Here is a 15,006-nt window from a genome sequence, read left to right on the forward strand (position 1 = left end):
CTCAGACCCGGCGCCGCTTGGGCGGGCGGCAGCCGTTGTGAGGCTGCGGGGTCACGTCCTGGATGGTGCCGACCTCGAGGCCGGCCGCCTGCAGCGAGCGGATCGCCGTCTCGCGGCCCGAACCCGGGCCCTTCACGAAGACGTCGACCTTCTTCATGCCGTGCTCGGCGGCCTTGCGGGCAGCGTTCTCGGCGGCCATCTGCGCGGCGAACGGGGTGGACTTACGGGAGCCCTTGAAGCCCACGTGACCACTCGACGCCCACGCGATCACGGCACCGGTCGGGTCCGTGATCGAGACGATGGTGTTGTTGAAGGTGCTCTTGATGTGCGCGTGACCGTGCGCGACATTCTTCTTTTCCTTGCGGCGGACCTTCTTGGCCCCGGCCGCAGTGCGAGACTTCGGTGGCATGTTCTGAGGGATCTCCTGTTAGCGCGCGTCTTCTTGGTGAGCGGCGGCTGCTTCGGCCTGGCCGCGCCGGATGATCGAACCGGCGTCGGTGTACAGGTTCCGCAGCGCCATCGGGCGGGCGTAGAGCGCCTTGGGCGAAACGCAAGCCGAGCCGCGGCGCTGGACGCCGCCCATCTGCACGACCTTCTTGCCCTGGACGCTCACTTCTTGCCAGCCTTCTTCTTGCCGGCGACCGTCTTCTTCGGACCCTTGCGGGTGCGGGCGTTCGTCTTGGTGCGCTGACCACGGACGGGAAGTCCGCGGCGCCAGCGAAGACCCTCGTAGCACCCGATCTCGATCTTCCGACGGATGTCGGCGTTCACCTCGCGGCGAAGGTCACCCTCGACCTTGAAGTTCTCTTCGATGTACGTACGCAGCTTGGCGAGGTCGTCATCGCTGAGGTCTTTGACGCGGGTGTCCGCGTTGATCTCGGCAGCCTTGATGAGCTGCTTCGACCGGGTACGGCCGATGCCGTAGATGTACGTAAGCGCGATCTCCACCCGCTTCTCGCGGGGAAGGTCTACGCCAGCGAGTCGTGCCATTGGCGCTGATGCTCCTTCATTGAATTCGTCTTCAGGTCTGCTCCCCGTCCGGTTCCGGGACCGACTCGCCTGTCGTGCCCTCGGCTTGCGCCTCGGGTGTCCCAGCCCCGGCCTGAAGTCCGGGGGTGAACCGGCCCACTCGCGTGGCCCGGCAGGTGCGGGGAGGTTGTGTAGCCGTCAATCCACTCTGGTCGAGTGCCTGGCGATCGGATCAGCCCTGCCGCTGCTTGTGCCGCAGGTTCTCGCAGATCACCATGATCCGGCCGTGACGGCGGATCACCTTGCACTTGTCGCAGATCTTCTTGACGCTCGGCTGGACCTTCACGTCTTCTGCTCTCCTGCTTCTGAGCTGCTCGTGATCACTTGTAGCGGTAGACGATGCGACCACGAGAGAGGTCGTAGGGCGAGAGCTCCACGACAACCCTGTCCTCGGGCAGGATGCGGATGTAGTGCTGCCGCATCTTGCCGCTGATGTGTGCCAGGACCTTGTGACCGTTCTCCAACTCGACGCGGAACATCGCGTTGGGGAGCGGCTCGACTACGCGGCCTTCGACCTCGATGGCCCCGTCTTTCTTCGCCATGTCCTCCGCATTTCCTTGTCTGCACTGTCGGCCGCCACACCTGATCAACTCGAGCACTAGTGCTGGGTTGGGTGTTGCGTGGCACACTGGTGCCCGGCTCCCAAGACCGTGAATTCACGAGCGCGCAGGATCCGGGCGCGATAAGTGCGCCGACTTGACAGTGTACGCAACCCGTGTCGCGACCCCCAAACTGGGGGTAACCGTGCTAGGAGATTGCCCAGTTCCGCGGACACCAAGTGCGCCTGAACGGGTGAATGCGCAGGTCAGCGCCATCCGGGGCTTCGCCCCGAGCCGGGGGCTCCGCCACCCGGACCCCCGAAAGATGTCAGGCGTCTTCCGCAGCGGTGAGCACCCAGGGACCGTCTTCGGTGATGGCCACCGTGTGCTCCCAGTGGGCCGCGCGGGAGCCGTCGGCCGTGACGACCGTCCAGCCGTCGTCCAGCTCGCGGGTCTCGCCGCCGCCGCCGGTCAGCATCGGCTCGATCGCCAGCGCCATGCCGGGCTTCAGCCGCGGGCCCTTGCCCGGCTTGCCGATGTTCGGCAGGAACGGGTCCATGTGCATCTGGCGGCCGATGCCGTGGCCGCCGTACTCGACGATCATCCCGTACTCGACGCCGTCGTCGCGGCCCGCGCGTTCGGCCGCCGACTGGACGGCGTAGGAGATGTCGGTCAGCCGGCCGCCGGCGCGGACGGCCTCGATGCCGGCCCACATGGCCGCCTCGGTCGCCGCGGACAGCGCCAGGTCGGCGTCCGACACCGCGCCGATGGCCAGCGTGACGGCGGAGTCGCCGTGCCAGCCGTCGAGGATCGCGCCGCAGTCGACCGAGATGATGTCGCCGTCGGCCAGCACCTGCGTCTTCGCCGGGATGCCGTGGACGATCTGCTCGTTCACCGACGCGCAGATCGACGCCGGGAAGCCGTGGTAACCCTTGAACGACGGCACCGCGCCGGCGTCCCGGATCGTCTGCTCGGCCAGCTCGTCGAGCTCGGCGGTGCTGACCCCCGGCTTCGCGGCCGCGCGGACGGCCGCGAGCGTGCGGGCGACGACGAGCCCCGCGGCCCGCATCGCCTGCAGCTCGTCCGGGGTCTTGACCTCGATCATGCGCCCGCGGCGGAGCACTTGCAGAACACGCAACCCTCCGAGATTCACGTGCGGTCGCGCAGCGCTTTCAGCACCCGGCCGGAGACCTCGTCCACGCTGCCGACGCCGTCGACGCTCACGAGGATGTCGGCGTAGTACTCCAGCAGCGGCGCGGTGTCCGACACGTAGATCTGCTGACGGCGGCGGATGACGTCTTCGGTGTCGTCCGCGCGGCCGCGCGACATGAGCCGGCCGACGACGACGTCCTCCGGCACCTGCAGCTGGATCACGGCGTCGAGCGAGACGTCGGAGTCGCCGAGGATCTCGCCGAGCACCTCGGCCTGCTTGGTGTTGCGGGGGAAGCCGTCGAGCAGGAAGCCGGCCTTCGCGTCCGGCTCCGCCAGGCGCTCGCGGACCATTTCGTTCGTCACCGAGTCGGGCACGAGCTCGCCGGAGTCCAGGTAGCGCTTGGCCTCCTGGCCCAGCGGGGTCTCCTGGCCGACGTGGGCGCGGAACAGCTCGCCCGTCGAGATGTGCGGGATGCGCAGCTGCTCGGACAGGGCCTCAGCCTGCGTACCTTTGCCCGCACCCGGCGGGCCGACGAGAACCAGGCGTGTCACTTCAAGAACCCTTCGTAGTTGCGCTGCATCAGCTGGCTTTCGATCTGCTTCACGGTGTCGAGGCCGACACCGACCATGATCAGCACAGCCGTGCCACCGAACGGGAAGTTCTGGTTGTTCCCGCTCCCGGTCACCGACAGGAAGAAGTTCGGAAGGATCGCGATGATGCCCAGGTACAGCGAGCCCGGCAGGGTGATCCGGCCGAGCACGTAGCTCAGGTACTCCGCGGTCGGGCGGCCCGGGCGGATGCCCGGGATGAACCCGCCGAACTTCTTCATCTCTTCCGCACGCTCGTCCACGTTGAACGTGATCGTGATGTAGAAGTACGTGAAGAAGATGATCAGGCCGAAGTACAGCGCGATGTGCACCCAGCTGGACTGGTTCACGATGTAGTTCTTGATGAAGACCTGCCAGCCGGAGTTGCTGTTCTGGTCGCCGACGAGGCGCGAGATCAGGTCCGGCAGGTACAGCAGGGACGACGCGAAGATGACCGGGATGACGCCGGCCTGGTTCACCTTGATCGGCAGGTAGGTCGACGTGCCGCCGTACATCCGGCGGCCGATCATGCGCTTGGCGTACTGCACCGGAATCCGGCGCTGCCCCTGCTCGACGAAGATGACGCTCGCGATGATCACGAGCCCGAAGATGCAGATCATCGTCAGCGCGATGCCACCGCCGTTGGACAGGATGTTCCCGCCCTCGACCGGGATGCGCGCCGCGATGTTCAGGAAGATCAGGACGGACATGCCGTTGCCGACGCCGCGCTCGGTGATCAGCTCGCCCAGCCACATCATGACGGCGGTGCCCGCGGTCATGGTGATGACGATGATCGCCAGCGAGTAGACGCTGTTGTCCGGGATGATCGGCTGGTCGCAGTCCGGGAAGAGCTGCTTGCGGTCCGCGAGCGCGACCACGCCGGTGGCCTGCAGGATCGCGAGCGCGACCGTCAGGTACCGGGTGTACTGGGTCAGCTTGCCCTGGCCGGACTGCCCTTCCTTCTTCAGCTCCTCGAACCGCGGGATGACCACGGTGAGCAGCTGGATGATGATGCTCGCCGTGATGTACGGCATGATGCCGGTCGAGAAGAGCGACAGCTGCAGCAGCGCACCGCCGCTGAACAGGTTCAGCAGCTGGTAGACGCCTTCCTGCTGCGCCTGGGAGCTACAGGCCTGCACGGCTCCGTACGAGATCCCGGGCGCCGGAATGGTCGCACCGATTCGGTAGACCGCGACGATGGCTAGCGTGAACAGGATCTTCTTGCGTAGATCCGGCGTCGCGAGAGCCGAGCGGAAGGCGCTGAACACGCGGGGGACCTCCTCGGCGTCGTCGGCCGTCCTCAACCGACGATCGGCTTGGCCGGCCACGGGGGCCGGCGGGAACACACAGCACTACTGGCAGGCAAGCCAGGAACGCTTCGGGGCACACTCGTCCCGAAGCGTGTCGCCGACTCTAACAGCTTCACGGGGCGTGTCCGCAGTGCGTGTGCGTTTTCCGTACCAAGGTTGCTCCGGCGGGTTGATCCACTTCGCCGTCTCGGCCGTAATCCTTGACACAGAGCGCGGGTTCGGGCTCAGGCGCTGGACGTCGCGAGCACGCCGGCGAGGCCGACGAGGACCACCCCGGTGCCCCGGTCGACGTTGCGCCGGGCACGCCGGGTGAGCTCGATCGACTTCACCGCGGCGCCGACGCCGACGTACACCGAACCGGCCAGGAATTCGGCCAGCAGGTAGACCGCGCCCAGCAGCGCGATCTGGGCCGGAAAGGACCCGTGACCTGCGTCGATGAACTGCGGGACGAACGCGGTGAAGATGAGGATCGCCTTCGGGTTGGTGATGGCGACGCCGAACTCCTTGCGCGCGACCCGCCAGGCCGACGCCGGTTCGGTGGTCGGCGCGGGGGTGTCCGCTTTGCCCCGGATGGTGGACCAGAGCAGGCGGACGCCGAGGAACAGCAGGTAGGCCGCGCCGGCCCACTTGATGATCGTCAGAGCGGTCTCGGACGCGGCCAGCAGCTGCCCGAGCCCGGCCGCGACGGCCCCGATCAGCAGCGTGAACGCGGTCAGCCGGCCGGCCAGCCCGGCGAGCCCGCGGCGAACACCCTGCGTCATCCCGTGGTGGAGGCCGAGCAGGTTGTTCGCCCCTGGCGTAAGCGCGATAAGCACCGAAGCCCCGAAGAAGACCAGCAGCCACGACACGACGACCACCTCCGCCTCCCACGGTAACGGCGGGCGCGAGCGGTTTAGCGGTCGTCCTCGGGCGGCAGCACGGTGATGGCGACGCCGCTGGGCGGGGTCGGGGTGTCGGCGTAGGCCAGGTTCGGGTCGGCCCAGTCCTCGCCCCGACGTCGCCAGGTGGGCAGGCAGGCCAGGACGGCCGCGGCGACGACCAGCACGAGGGCCCCGATCAGCAGCCACATCCCGGAGTCCGTGACGACCTCGAGGTCGTTGCCGTCGGCCATCGCGGACCAGCCGAGCCCGCTCATCCCGACCGTGAGGACGACCCCGGTGGTGAAGAGCGCCCCGCCGGCGACCAGCCACCGCGCACGGCCGCTCTCGGGCCGCGAGAAGGCCATGAGCGCGGCGACGGCCAGCACGAGGACGGCGAGGATCAGCGGGATCCCGACGGGCGAGGCGGCCTGGTCGGTGGTCTCCTGCCCGGGAATCTCGATGCGGCTGCCCCAGGCGGTCTCGGTGACGGTCAGCTGGGCCTCGAGGAACCGGTCCCGGACGCTCACGTGCTGCTCGAGCCGGAAGAGCGGCAGGAAGGTGCCGCCGAGGGTCATCAGGGCGGCGACGGCGGTGAGGACGGCCGGGAGCAGGCGGAGGAACCCCGAGGGACGCGCTTCGACGACCGGGATCTGCGCTTGGTGCGGCTCTGCCGGGTCTTCGGAGGCCTGGGGCTGCGGTGGCGCGCCCGGGATCTCGGCGACGGGGAACGGCAGCGGCTCGGGTGAGGCACCTGTGGGGAAGACCGGCAGGCCCGCGGAAGGCTCCGGAGGAACGGCCAGCGGGTCCGAGGAGGGGGCGGCAGGCGTGGCGTCCGCGGGGAAGACGAGCGAGCTTGCCGAGGGCGTGGCGTCCGTGGGGAAGGCGAGCGGGCCTGCGGAGGGCGTGGCGTCGGCGGGGAACGCAAGCGGGCTTGCCGAAGGCGCGGCATCAGCCGGGAAAGCCAGCGGGTCCGGTGAGGCTTCGGCCGGGAAGCTTGGCGGATCGGCCGCCTGCGAGGACTCCGGCGGGAACGGGGCTCCCGTGCCCGGCTCGACGCCCGTGACCTTCGGCGCCTCGACCGGGAAGCTCAGCGGGGATTCCCCGGCCTCGGCCGGGTGCGGCCGCTCGGATGGCTCCTGTGACGGTCTCTCCACCCTGTGATCCTCCGTCCGGATCACCGCGGCGGCAAGGAACCTGTCCGGTCAGTCGTCCGCCGGGGGCAGCACCGTGATCGAGACGCCCGACGGCGGTGTCGCCGTGTCCGCGAACGCGGCTTCCGGATCGGCCCACTCCGGGCGCCCAGCGGCCGTCGTGCGGTGGGCGAGCACCGCGGCCGCCGCCGCAACCGCGACCGCCGCGATGAGCACCCACAGGCCCGCCAGGAGCGTCGTCTGCGTGCGGGGCAGGTGGTCGTCGACGAGACTGCGGGCGCCCTGCACCCCGATCGTGCAGACCGTGCCCGCCAGGAACGCCGCGGCCACCAGCGTGGCCCGCCGGGCGGCCGCGCCGGCGTGGCCGGTCACCGCCTGGCGGATCCCCAGGACCAGCGCCACCAGGAAGAGCGCACCCGCCAGCAGCAGCGGCGCCCCGAGCGGCGCCGACGGCGACGCGATCTCCCCCGAGCCCGGGAACGCGAAGTCGATCCGCCAGGCCCGGACGACCGAGCGCGCGACCCCGTCGTTCTCCACGCCCAAGGGCTGTTCGGTGCGGTAGAGGGGCAGGAACGTGCCGAGGACCGTCAGGGCGAGCGCGAGCACCACGAGCGCCAGGAAGGCCGGGCCACGACGAGGGGTGACGTCCACTCCCCCGATCCTTCCGCCGGACCGGGGCCACGACAACCGCACCCCGGAAACGCCGAAGGCCCGCCTGGCGGACCAGACGGGCCTTCGGCCTAGCGAAACGCTCAGTTGGTGGTGGCGGAGCCACCGGCCGCTTCGAGCTTCTCCTTGGCGGAGCCGGAGAACGCGTCGGCGGTGACGTTCAGCTTGACGCCGTTCACGTCGCCGTTGCCGAGCACCTTGACGAGCTTGCCCTTGCGGACGAGCCCGCCCTTGACCAGCTCGTCGGCACCGATGGTGCCGCCGTCCGGGAAGACGCGGGCAATGTCGCCCACGTTCACCGGCTGGTACTCGGTGCGGAAGCGGTTCTTGAAGCCACGCAGCTTCGGGAGCCGCATGTGGATGGGCATCTGCCCACCCTCGAACCCGGCGGGCACGTTCTTCCGGGCCTTGGTGCCCTTCGTACCGCGACCGGCCGTCTTGCCCTTCGAGCCCTCACCACGGCCGACGCGGATCTTGTCGGTCTTGGCGCCCGGGGCCGGGCGCAGGTGGTGGATCTTGATGGCCGTCATGCCTGGACCTCCTCGACCTCCACCAGGTGGCGGACGGTGTGGATCAGGCCGCGCACCTGGGGGGTGTCTTCACGCACGACGCTCTGGCGGATCTTGCGCAGCCCGAGGGTGCGCAGCGACTCGCGGTGAGCGTGCTTCGTGCCGATCTTGCTCTTGACCTGGGTGACCTTGAGCTGAGCCATGTCAGACCCCCTGGCCCGCGCGCTGGCGCAGCATCCGGGCCGGAGCGACGTCCTCGAGCGGGAGACCGCGGCGAGCCGCGACCTCTTCGGGACGCTGCAGGCCCTTCAGGGCCGCCACGGTCGCGTGCACGATGTTGATCGCGTTGTCGGAGCCGAGCGACTTCGACAGCACGTCGTGGACGCCCGCGCACTCCAGCACCGCGCGCACCGGGCCACCGGCGATGACGCCGGTACCGGCGGACGCCGGGCGGAGCAGGACCACACCGGCGGCCTCTTCACCCTGGATCGGGTGCGGGATGGTGCCGCCGACGCGGGGAACGCGGAAGAAGTTCTTCTTCGCTTCCTCGACGCCCTTGGCGATGGCCGCGGGAACTTCCTTGGCCTTGCCGTAGCCGACGCCGACCTGACCGTCGCCGTCGCCGACGACCACCAGGGCGGTGAAGCTGAAGCGACGACCACCCTTGACGACCTTGGCGACGCGGTTGATCGTCACGACCTTCTCGAGGTGCGGGGTCTTGTCCTGGGCCGCCCCGCCACGGCCGCTGTCGCGCCGGTCACGGCGGTCGCGACGGTCACCGCGGTCGTTGCCGCCCTGACCGCCCGGCCCGCCCTGGCCGCCGCCGAATTGCCGCGTACGTCCCGGCATCAGGCTTTCCTTCCATTCACGAGCTTGTGCATCAGAACTCCAACCCCGCCTCACGGGCGGCGTCGGCCAGCGCGGCGATGCGGCCGTGGTAGGCGTTGCCCCCACGGTCGAACACCACGGCCGAGATCCCGGCGTTCTTGGCACGCGCGGCGACGAGTTCCCCGACCTTGGCGGCCTTGGCCTTCTTGTCGCCGTCGAGCGTGCGGACGTCCGCCTCGAGGGTGGACGCCGACGCCAGCGTGTGGCCGGCGAGGTCGTCGATCACCTGCACGGCGATGTGCCGCGAGGACCGCTTGACGACCAGGCGCGGACGCTGGTCCGTGCCCGAGACCTTCTTGCGGAGGCGGAAGTGCCGACGGGCCTTCGCGACGCGGCGGCGGGTCGAGATGTCCTTGCCGACCGGCTTGCGCTTCGTAGTCGTGTCGCTCATGATCACTTACCCGTCTTTCCGACCTTGCGGCGGATCTTCTCACCCTCGTACCGCAGGCCCTTGCCCTTGTACGGGTCCGGGCGCCGCAGCTTGCGGATGACGGCCGAGATCTGGCCGACCTTCTGCTTGTCGATGCCGGAGACCGAGAACCGGGTCGGGGTCTCCACCTTGAAGGTGATGCCCTCGGGGGCCTCGATCTTCACCGGGTGCGAGTAGCCGAGGGCGAACTCGAGGTCCGAGCCCTTCGCCTGCACGCGGTAACCCACGCCGTGGATTTCCATCTTCTTCTCGTAGCCGGCGGTGACGCCGACGACGAGGTTGTTCACCAGCGTGCGGGTGAGCCCGTGGAGCGCCTTGGAGGTGCGCTCGTCGTCGGGACGCTTCACCAGCAGCTCGCCGTCGTCACCGCGCTCGACGGTGATCGGCTCGGCGACGGTGTGCTCGAGGGTGCCCTTGGGCCCCTTGACCTTGATCAGCTGACCGTCGATGGTCACCTCGACCCCGGAGGGGACGGCGACCGGCAGCTTTCCGATGCGTGACATGTCTGTGCCCCCTTCCTTACCAGACGTAGGCGAGGACTTCGCCGCCCACGCTGTTGCGCTTGGCCTGCCGGTCGGTCTGTAGGCCACCGGACGTCGAGATGATCGCGATGCCCAGGCCGCCGAGAACGGACGGCAGTTCGGTCGATTTGGCGTAGACCCGCAGACCGGGCTTGGAGACGCGCCGGAGGCCGGCGATGCTCCGCTCACGGTTGGGGCCGTACTTGAGCTCGACGACGAGGTTCTTGTGCTTCTCGCCCGGCTCGTCGTGGTAGCCCGCGATGTAGCCCTCGCGCTTGAGGATCTCGGCGATGTTCGCCTTGAGCTTCGAGTGCGGGAGCTTGACCTCGTCGTGGTACGCCGAGTTCGCGTTACGCAGACGCGTCAAGAAGTCTGCGATGGGGTCGGTCATCGTCATGGTGACCTGTCAACCTTTCTCGCCCTGGTTCCCCGCCCGCCGGAGCGGGCGGGGCCTGTGGCGAAGTGGAGTTTTAAAGAAACGCTCTTACCAGCTGGACTTGCGGACGCCGGGCAGCTCGCCCGCGTGCGCCATCTCGCGAAGGCAGATCCGGCAGAGCCCGAACTTGCGGAACACGGCGTGCGGACGGCCGCACCGCTGGCAGCGGGTGTAGGCGCGCACGGCGAACTTCGGCTTCTTCGCGGCCTTGTGGACCAGTGCTTTCTTGGCCATCGGCTCAGTTCTCCTTGAACGGGAAGCCGAGCTTGCGCAGCAGCGCCCGGCCCTCGTCGTCGTTCGTAGCGGTCGTGACGACGGTGACGTCCATGCCGCGGGGGCGGTCGATGGCGTCGGGGTCGATCTCGTGGAACATCGACTGCTCGTTGAGACCGAACGTGTAGTTGCCGTGGCCGTCGAACTGCTTCGGCGAAAGCCCGCGGAAGTCGCGGATACGCGGCAGCGCGATGGTCAGCAGCCGGTCGAGGAACTCCCACATCCGGTCGCCGCGCAGCGTGACGCGCGCGCCGATCGGCTGGCCCTCGCGCAGCTTGAACTGCGCGATCGACTTGCGGGCCTTGCGGACCTCGGGCTTCTGACCGGTGATCAGGGAGAGGTCCTTGACCGCGCCCTCGATCAGCTTGCTGTCACGGGCGGCGTCACCGACACCCATGTTCACGACGACCTTCACCACGCCCGGGATCTGGTGGACGTTGTCGAAGGAGAACTCCGCCTGCAGCTGGCCCTTGATCTCGTCGCGGTAGCGCACCTTGAGGCGCGGCGCGACCTTCTCTGCGGTGGTCATCAGATGTCCTTACCGTTCCGGCGCGAGATCCGGACCTTCTTGCCGTCCTCGCCGATGCGGTAACCCACCCGGGACGGCTTGCCGTCCGAGTCGACGACCATCACGTTCGAGACGTGGATGGGCGCCTCCTGCGTGACGATGCCACCGGACTGCGCGCCGCGCTGGGTCTGGGTGATCCGCGTGTGCTTCTTGATCCGGTTCACGCCCTCGACCAGCACGCGGTCGCGCTCGGGGTAAGCCTGGATGACCTTGCCCTTGGCGCCCTTGTCCTTGCCGGCGATGACGACGACCGTGTCGCCCTTCTTCACCTTCATCACAGCACCTCCGGCGCGAGCGAAATGATCTTCATGAACTTTCGGTCGCGCAGCTCGCGGCCCACCGGGCCGAAGATGCGGGTGCCCCGGGGCTCGTTGTCGTTCTTGATGAGCACGGCGGCGTTCTCGTCGAACCGGATGTAGGAACCGTCCGGACGACGACGCTCCTTGACCGTGCGGACGATGACGGCCTTGACGACGTCGCCCTTCTTCACCCCGGCGGCCGGGATGGCGTCCTTCACGGTGGCGACGATGATGTCGCCGATGCCGGCGTAGCGCCGCCCGGAACCACCGAGAACGCGGATGCAGAGGATTTCCTTCGCACCCGTGTTGTCGGCTACCCGAAGCCGCGACTCCTGCTGGATCACGTCAACTCCTGTATGTCGCGCCGGTTCTCGCCCGACGAGCGAGCCTTGCGGAACTAAGAACTCTTAAAGAGCCCTGCTTACTTGGCCTTCTCCACGATCTGCACCAGGCGCCACCGCTTCGTCGCCGACAGCGGGCGGGTCTCCATCAGGGTGACCCGGTCGCCCACGCCCGCCTCGTTGTTCTCGTCGTGCACCTTCACCTTGGTGGTGCTGCGGAGAACCTTCGAGTAACGGGGGTGCTTCTTGCGGTCCTCGAGCTCGACCACGATCGTCTTGTTCATCTTGTCCGAGACGACGTAGCCCTCGCGGACCTTGCGGTCGTTCCGGGCCGGCGTCTCGGTGGTGGGCTCGCTCATGCGGCACCTTCACTCTCGGCGTCGGGGGCAACGGACAGGCCGAGTTCGCGCTCGCGCATGACCGTGTAGATCCGCGCGATGTCCGTGCGGACGGTGCGCAGACGGCGGTTGTTGTCGAGCTGCCCGGTCGCCATCTGGAAGCGGAGGTTGAAGAGCTCCTCCTTGTACTCCTTCAGACGCAGGACGAGCTCTTCCGCGGTGAGCTCACGCAGCTCCGATGCCAGAGCACCAGCGTTCGCCATCAGAACTCACCACCTTCACGGGTCACGATGCGGCACTTCATGGGCAGCTTGTGGATCGCGCGACGGAGCGCCTCGCGGGCGGTCTCCTCGTTCGGGAACGAGATCTCGAACATCACGCGGCCCGGCTTCACGTTGGCGATCCACCACTCGGGCGAACCCTTACCGGAACCCATGCGGGTCTCGGCCGGCTTCTTGGTCAGCGGGCGGTCCGGGTAGATGGTCGTCCACACCTTGCCGCCACGCTTGATGTGACGGGTCATGGCGATACGAGCGGACTCGATCTGCCGGTTCGTCACGTAGCTGTGCTCAAGCGCCTGGATGCCGTACTCGCCGAAGCTGACCTTCGTGCCACCCTTGGCGGCGCCGTGGCGCTTCGGGGAGTGCTGCTTCCGGTGCTTGACCCTGCGCGGGATGAGCACGTCTCAGCCCTCCGTCTTTTCTGCGGTCTCGGTGGCCGGAGCCGCCGGGGCCTCGGTCGTCGCGGCTGCGGCCGCGCGACCGGCTTCGGTCGAGGTGGCGGTCGTGCCCGACGCGCCGGAACGACGCGGGCGGGACGGCCGGTCGCTGCGGTCACGGTCGCGACGCGGCGCGCGCTCGGCGGCGTCACGGGCCTCGCGAGCCTTCAGGCCACCGACGAGCTCACCCTTGTAGATCCACACCTTGACGCCGATGCGACCGAACGTCGTCTTGGCCTCGAAGAAGCCGTAGTCGATGTCGGCGCGCAGCGTGTGCAGCGGGACGCGGCCATCGCGGTAGTGCTCGGAGCGGGACATCTCGGCACCGCCGAGACGACCGCCGCACTGCACGCGGATGCCCTTGACCTGCGGCGAGCGCATGGAGGTCTGGATCGCCTTCCGCATCGCGCGGCGGAACGCCACGCGGTTGGAGAGCTGCTCCGCGACCGCCTGGGCGACCAGCTGGGCGTCGGCCTCGGGGTTCTTGACCTCGAGGATGTTCAGCTGGACCTGCTTCTTGGTCAGCTTCTCCAGCGCGCCGCGGATCCGGTCGGCCTCCGCGCCGCGGCGGCCGATGACGATGCCCGGCCGGGCGGTGTGGATGTCCACGCGGACGCGGTCACGGGTGCGCTCGATCTCGACCTTGGAGATGCCGGCGCGCTCCATGCCCGTGGCGAGGAGCTTGCGGATCTTGACGTCCTCGGCCACGTACTCGGCGTACTGCTTGTCGGCGTACCAGCGCGACTTCCAGTCCGTGGTGATACCCAGGCGGAAACCGTGCGGGTTGATCTTCTGGCCCACTACCGGCCACCTGCCTTCTTCTTGCTCTGAGCCTTCTGCGCGACGGCCGGACGCGACTCCACCTCGACGGTGATGTGGCTGGTCCGCTTGCGGATCCGGTACGCGCGGCCCTGGGCCCGCGGGCGGATGCGCTTGAGGGTGGGGCCCTCGTCGGCGTACGCGTTCTTGACCCAGAGGGTGTCCGGGTCCAGCTGAAGGTTGTTCTCGGCGTTGGCCACAGCGCTGGCGAGCACCTTCGCGACCGGCTCGCTGGCCGCCTGCGGGGCGAACCGGAGCACGGCCAAGGCGTCGGCGGCGCTACGTCCCTTGATGAGCTCGATCACCCGGCGCACCTTGGTCGGCGAGTCCCGGACGAAGCGAGCCCGCGCGTAAGCCGTAGGCAAGGCCTCGACCGTCGCGTCGTTCTGGGCGTTCATCGCTACTTCCCTTGTCTCTTCTCGTGCCCGCTCAGCGGCGGCGCGACTTGCGGTCGTCCTTGATGTGGCCCTTGAAGGTCCGCGTCGGGGCGAACTCGCCCAGCTTGTGACCCACCATGGCCTCGGTGACGAACACCGGGACGTGCTTGCGGCCGTCGTGCACGGCGATCGTGTGTCCCAGGAAGTCCGGGATGATCGTCGAGCGGCGCGACCAGGTCTTGATGACCGTCTTCTTGCCCGATTCGTTCAGCGCGTCCACCTTCTTGAGCAGGTGGTCGTCCACGAACGGGCCCTTCTTAAGGCTGCGTGGCATGTGCTTCTACCTCCCTGCTCAGCGCTTCTTGCCGGTACGCCGGCGGCGGACGATGAGGGCGTCGCTCGGCTTGCGCCGACGCGTCCGGCCCTCGGGCTTACCGTTCGGGTTGACCGGGTGGCGACCACCGGAGGTCTTACCCTCACCACCACCGTGCGGGTGGTCGACCGGGTTCATGACGACACCGCGGACCGTGGGGCGCTTGCCGCGCCAGCGGTTGCGGCCGGCCTTGCCCCAGTTGATGTTGGCGTGCTCGGAGTTGCCGACCTCGCCGACCGTGGCGCGGTTGCGCACGTCCACGTTGCGGATCTCGCCCGAGGGGAGACGCAGCTGGGCGTACGGACCGTCCTTGGCGACGAGCTGCACCTTCGCGCCCGCGGACCGCGCCATCTTCGCGCCGCCGCCGGGGCGGAGCTCGATCGCGTGGATCACGGTGCCGACCGGGATGTTGCGCAGCGGCAGGTTGTTGCCCGGCTTGATGTCGGCCCGGGGGCCGTTCTCGACGGTGTCGCCCTGCTTCAGCTTCTCCGGCGCGATGATGTAGCGCTTCTCGCCGTCGGCGTAGTGCAGCAGCGCGATGCGCGCCGACCGGTTGGGGTCGTACTCGATGTGCGCGACCTTGGCCGGGATGCCGTCCTTGTCGTTGCGACGGAAGTCGATGACGCGGTAAGCACGCTTGTGGCCGCCACCCTTGTGCCGGGTGGTGATCTTGCCGGACGAGTTGCGACCGCCCGAACCGCTCAGCGGACGAAGCAGCGACTTCTCCGGGGTGGAGCGGGTGATCTCGGCGAAGTCCGAGACGCTCGAACCGCGACGACCCGGGGTCGTCGGCTTGTACTTGCGGATGCCCATTGTCA

Annotated in this window: 28 protein-coding genes; all 28 read right to left on the minus strand. The window is 68.6% G+C overall.

Going from position 1 to position 15,006, the window contains the following annotated elements; all coding sequences use genetic code 11:
* Position 1: 1 nt before the first annotated feature.
* The 28 genes from rpsK to rplB all read right to left on the minus strand — a co-directional run bounded on the left by rpsK (position 2) and on the right by rplB (position 15,001).
* On the minus strand, positions 2-409 hold the full coding sequence (rpsK, locus tag ACWEN0_RS32530) for a 30S ribosomal protein S11 (protein ID WP_004558885.1): 408 nt from the start codon (positions 407-409) through the stop codon (positions 2-4).
* A gap of 18 nt (positions 410-427) precedes the next feature.
* Positions 428-613: a hypothetical protein gene (locus tag ACWEN0_RS32535; RefSeq protein WP_451982298.1), complete on the minus strand. Its 186-nt coding sequence runs from the start codon at positions 611-613 to the stop codon at positions 428-430.
* The gene (rpsM, locus tag ACWEN0_RS32540; RefSeq protein WP_072474750.1) at positions 610-990 is read right to left on the minus strand and encodes a 30S ribosomal protein S13; all 381 of its coding nucleotides are present in this window, start codon (positions 988-990) and stop codon (positions 610-612) included. Before rpsM ends, ACWEN0_RS32535 begins: the two co-directional genes overlap by 4 nt.
* Before the next feature lie 211 nt (positions 991-1,201).
* A complete protein-coding gene (gene rpmJ, locus ACWEN0_RS32545) occupies positions 1,202-1,315 on the minus strand; it encodes a 50S ribosomal protein L36 (RefSeq protein ID WP_004558882.1) in 114 nt (37 codons plus the stop codon).
* A gap of 34 nt (positions 1,316-1,349) precedes the next feature.
* Positions 1,350-1,571, minus strand: a complete 222-nt coding sequence (gene infA, locus ACWEN0_RS32550) for a translation initiation factor IF-1 (RefSeq protein WP_004558881.1) — start codon at positions 1,569-1,571, stop codon at positions 1,350-1,352.
* Positions 1,572-1,896: 325 nt separating this feature from the next.
* Entirely contained in the window at positions 1,897-2,673 is a 777-nt protein-coding gene (gene map, locus ACWEN0_RS32555; RefSeq protein WP_451982924.1) for a type I methionyl aminopeptidase, read from the minus strand.
* 44 nt (positions 2,674-2,717) lie between these two features.
* A complete protein-coding gene (locus ACWEN0_RS32560; RefSeq protein WP_451982301.1) occupies positions 2,718-3,272 on the minus strand; it encodes an adenylate kinase in 555 nt (184 codons plus the stop codon).
* Positions 3,269-4,576, minus strand: a complete 1,308-nt coding sequence (gene secY, locus ACWEN0_RS32565) for a preprotein translocase subunit SecY (protein ID WP_451982304.1) — start codon at positions 4,574-4,576, stop codon at positions 3,269-3,271. The genes ACWEN0_RS32560 and secY overlap by 4 nt, the downstream gene beginning before the upstream one ends.
* 266 nt (positions 4,577-4,842) lie before the next feature.
* Positions 4,843-5,466 (minus strand): LysE family translocator, encoded by a 624-nt coding sequence (locus tag ACWEN0_RS32570; protein ID WP_451982307.1) that lies wholly within the window; start codon positions 5,464-5,466, stop codon positions 4,843-4,845.
* 44 nt (positions 5,467-5,510) lie between these two features.
* Complete coding sequence (locus ACWEN0_RS32575) at positions 5,511-6,632, minus strand: hypothetical protein (RefSeq protein ID WP_451982310.1); 1,122 nt, start codon at positions 6,630-6,632, stop codon at positions 5,511-5,513.
* Between the two features lie 48 nt (positions 6,633-6,680).
* Complete coding sequence (locus ACWEN0_RS32580) at positions 6,681-7,280, minus strand: hypothetical protein (RefSeq protein WP_451982313.1); 600 nt, start codon at positions 7,278-7,280, stop codon at positions 6,681-6,683.
* 101 nt (positions 7,281-7,381) lie between these two features.
* Positions 7,382-7,828, minus strand: coding sequence for a 50S ribosomal protein L15 (rplO, locus tag ACWEN0_RS32585; RefSeq protein ID WP_364462193.1), 447 nt, complete (start codon positions 7,826-7,828; stop codon positions 7,382-7,384).
* A complete protein-coding gene (rpmD, locus tag ACWEN0_RS32590) occupies positions 7,825-8,010 on the minus strand; it encodes a 50S ribosomal protein L30 (protein WP_004558875.1) in 186 nt (61 codons plus the stop codon). The genes rplO and rpmD overlap by 4 nt, the downstream gene beginning before the upstream one ends.
* 1 nt (position 8,011) lies before the next feature.
* A complete protein-coding gene (gene rpsE, locus ACWEN0_RS32595) occupies positions 8,012-8,656 on the minus strand; it encodes a 30S ribosomal protein S5 (protein ID WP_004558874.1) in 645 nt (214 codons plus the stop codon).
* A gap of 31 nt (positions 8,657-8,687) precedes the next feature.
* Entirely contained in the window at positions 8,688-9,086 is a 399-nt protein-coding gene (gene rplR, locus ACWEN0_RS32600; protein ID WP_451982316.1) for a 50S ribosomal protein L18, read from the minus strand.
* A 2-nt stretch (positions 9,087-9,088) separates the two neighbouring features.
* Positions 9,089-9,628: a 50S ribosomal protein L6 gene (gene rplF / locus ACWEN0_RS32605; RefSeq protein ID WP_451982319.1), complete on the minus strand. Its 540-nt coding sequence runs from the start codon at positions 9,626-9,628 to the stop codon at positions 9,089-9,091.
* A gap of 16 nt (positions 9,629-9,644) precedes the next feature.
* Positions 9,645-10,043 (minus strand): 30S ribosomal protein S8, encoded by a 399-nt coding sequence (gene rpsH / locus ACWEN0_RS32610; RefSeq protein ID WP_004558871.1) that lies wholly within the window; start codon positions 10,041-10,043, stop codon positions 9,645-9,647.
* 87 nt (positions 10,044-10,130) lie between these two features.
* The gene (locus tag ACWEN0_RS32615; protein ID WP_004558870.1) at positions 10,131-10,316 is read right to left on the minus strand and encodes a type Z 30S ribosomal protein S14; all 186 of its coding nucleotides are present in this window, start codon (positions 10,314-10,316) and stop codon (positions 10,131-10,133) included.
* Between the two features lie 4 nt (positions 10,317-10,320).
* A complete protein-coding gene (gene rplE, locus ACWEN0_RS32620) occupies positions 10,321-10,884 on the minus strand; it encodes a 50S ribosomal protein L5 (protein WP_451982322.1) in 564 nt (187 codons plus the stop codon).
* A complete protein-coding gene (rplX, locus tag ACWEN0_RS32625; protein ID WP_086675498.1) occupies positions 10,884-11,198 on the minus strand; it encodes a 50S ribosomal protein L24 in 315 nt (104 codons plus the stop codon). Before rplX ends, rplE begins: the two co-directional genes overlap by 1 nt.
* Entirely contained in the window at positions 11,198-11,566 is a 369-nt protein-coding gene (gene rplN, locus ACWEN0_RS32630; RefSeq protein ID WP_004558867.1) for a 50S ribosomal protein L14, read from the minus strand. The genes rplX and rplN overlap by 1 nt, the downstream gene beginning before the upstream one ends.
* Before the next feature lie 77 nt (positions 11,567-11,643).
* On the minus strand, positions 11,644-11,922 hold the full coding sequence (rpsQ, locus tag ACWEN0_RS32635; RefSeq protein ID WP_086675499.1) for a 30S ribosomal protein S17: 279 nt from the start codon (positions 11,920-11,922) through the stop codon (positions 11,644-11,646).
* Positions 11,919-12,164, minus strand: a complete 246-nt coding sequence (gene rpmC, locus ACWEN0_RS32640; RefSeq protein WP_086675500.1) for a 50S ribosomal protein L29 — start codon at positions 12,162-12,164, stop codon at positions 11,919-11,921. The genes rpsQ and rpmC overlap by 4 nt, the downstream gene beginning before the upstream one ends.
* Positions 12,164-12,583 carry a 50S ribosomal protein L16 gene (gene rplP / locus ACWEN0_RS32645; RefSeq protein ID WP_004558864.1) on the minus strand — a complete coding sequence of 140 codons (420 nt, stop codon included), beginning with the start codon at positions 12,581-12,583 and terminating at the stop codon, positions 12,164-12,166. Before rplP ends, rpmC begins: the two co-directional genes overlap by 1 nt.
* Positions 12,584-12,586: 3 nt before the next feature.
* Complete coding sequence (gene rpsC / locus ACWEN0_RS32650; RefSeq protein WP_072474761.1) at positions 12,587-13,420, minus strand: 30S ribosomal protein S3; 834 nt, start codon at positions 13,418-13,420, stop codon at positions 12,587-12,589.
* Positions 13,420-13,836 (minus strand): 50S ribosomal protein L22, encoded by a 417-nt coding sequence (gene rplV / locus ACWEN0_RS32655; protein WP_086857325.1) that lies wholly within the window; start codon positions 13,834-13,836, stop codon positions 13,420-13,422. Before rplV ends, rpsC begins: the two co-directional genes overlap by 1 nt.
* A 31-nt stretch (positions 13,837-13,867) precedes the next feature.
* Positions 13,868-14,149: a 30S ribosomal protein S19 gene (rpsS, locus tag ACWEN0_RS32660; RefSeq protein WP_003102083.1), complete on the minus strand. Its 282-nt coding sequence runs from the start codon at positions 14,147-14,149 to the stop codon at positions 13,868-13,870.
* Between the two features lie 18 nt (positions 14,150-14,167).
* Positions 14,168-15,001: a 50S ribosomal protein L2 gene (gene rplB / locus ACWEN0_RS32665; protein WP_257921854.1), complete on the minus strand. Its 834-nt coding sequence runs from the start codon at positions 14,999-15,001 to the stop codon at positions 14,168-14,170.
* Positions 15,002-15,006: the final 5 nt, after the last annotated feature.

It is taken from the genome of Amycolatopsis sp. NPDC004378 (assembly GCF_053602455.1).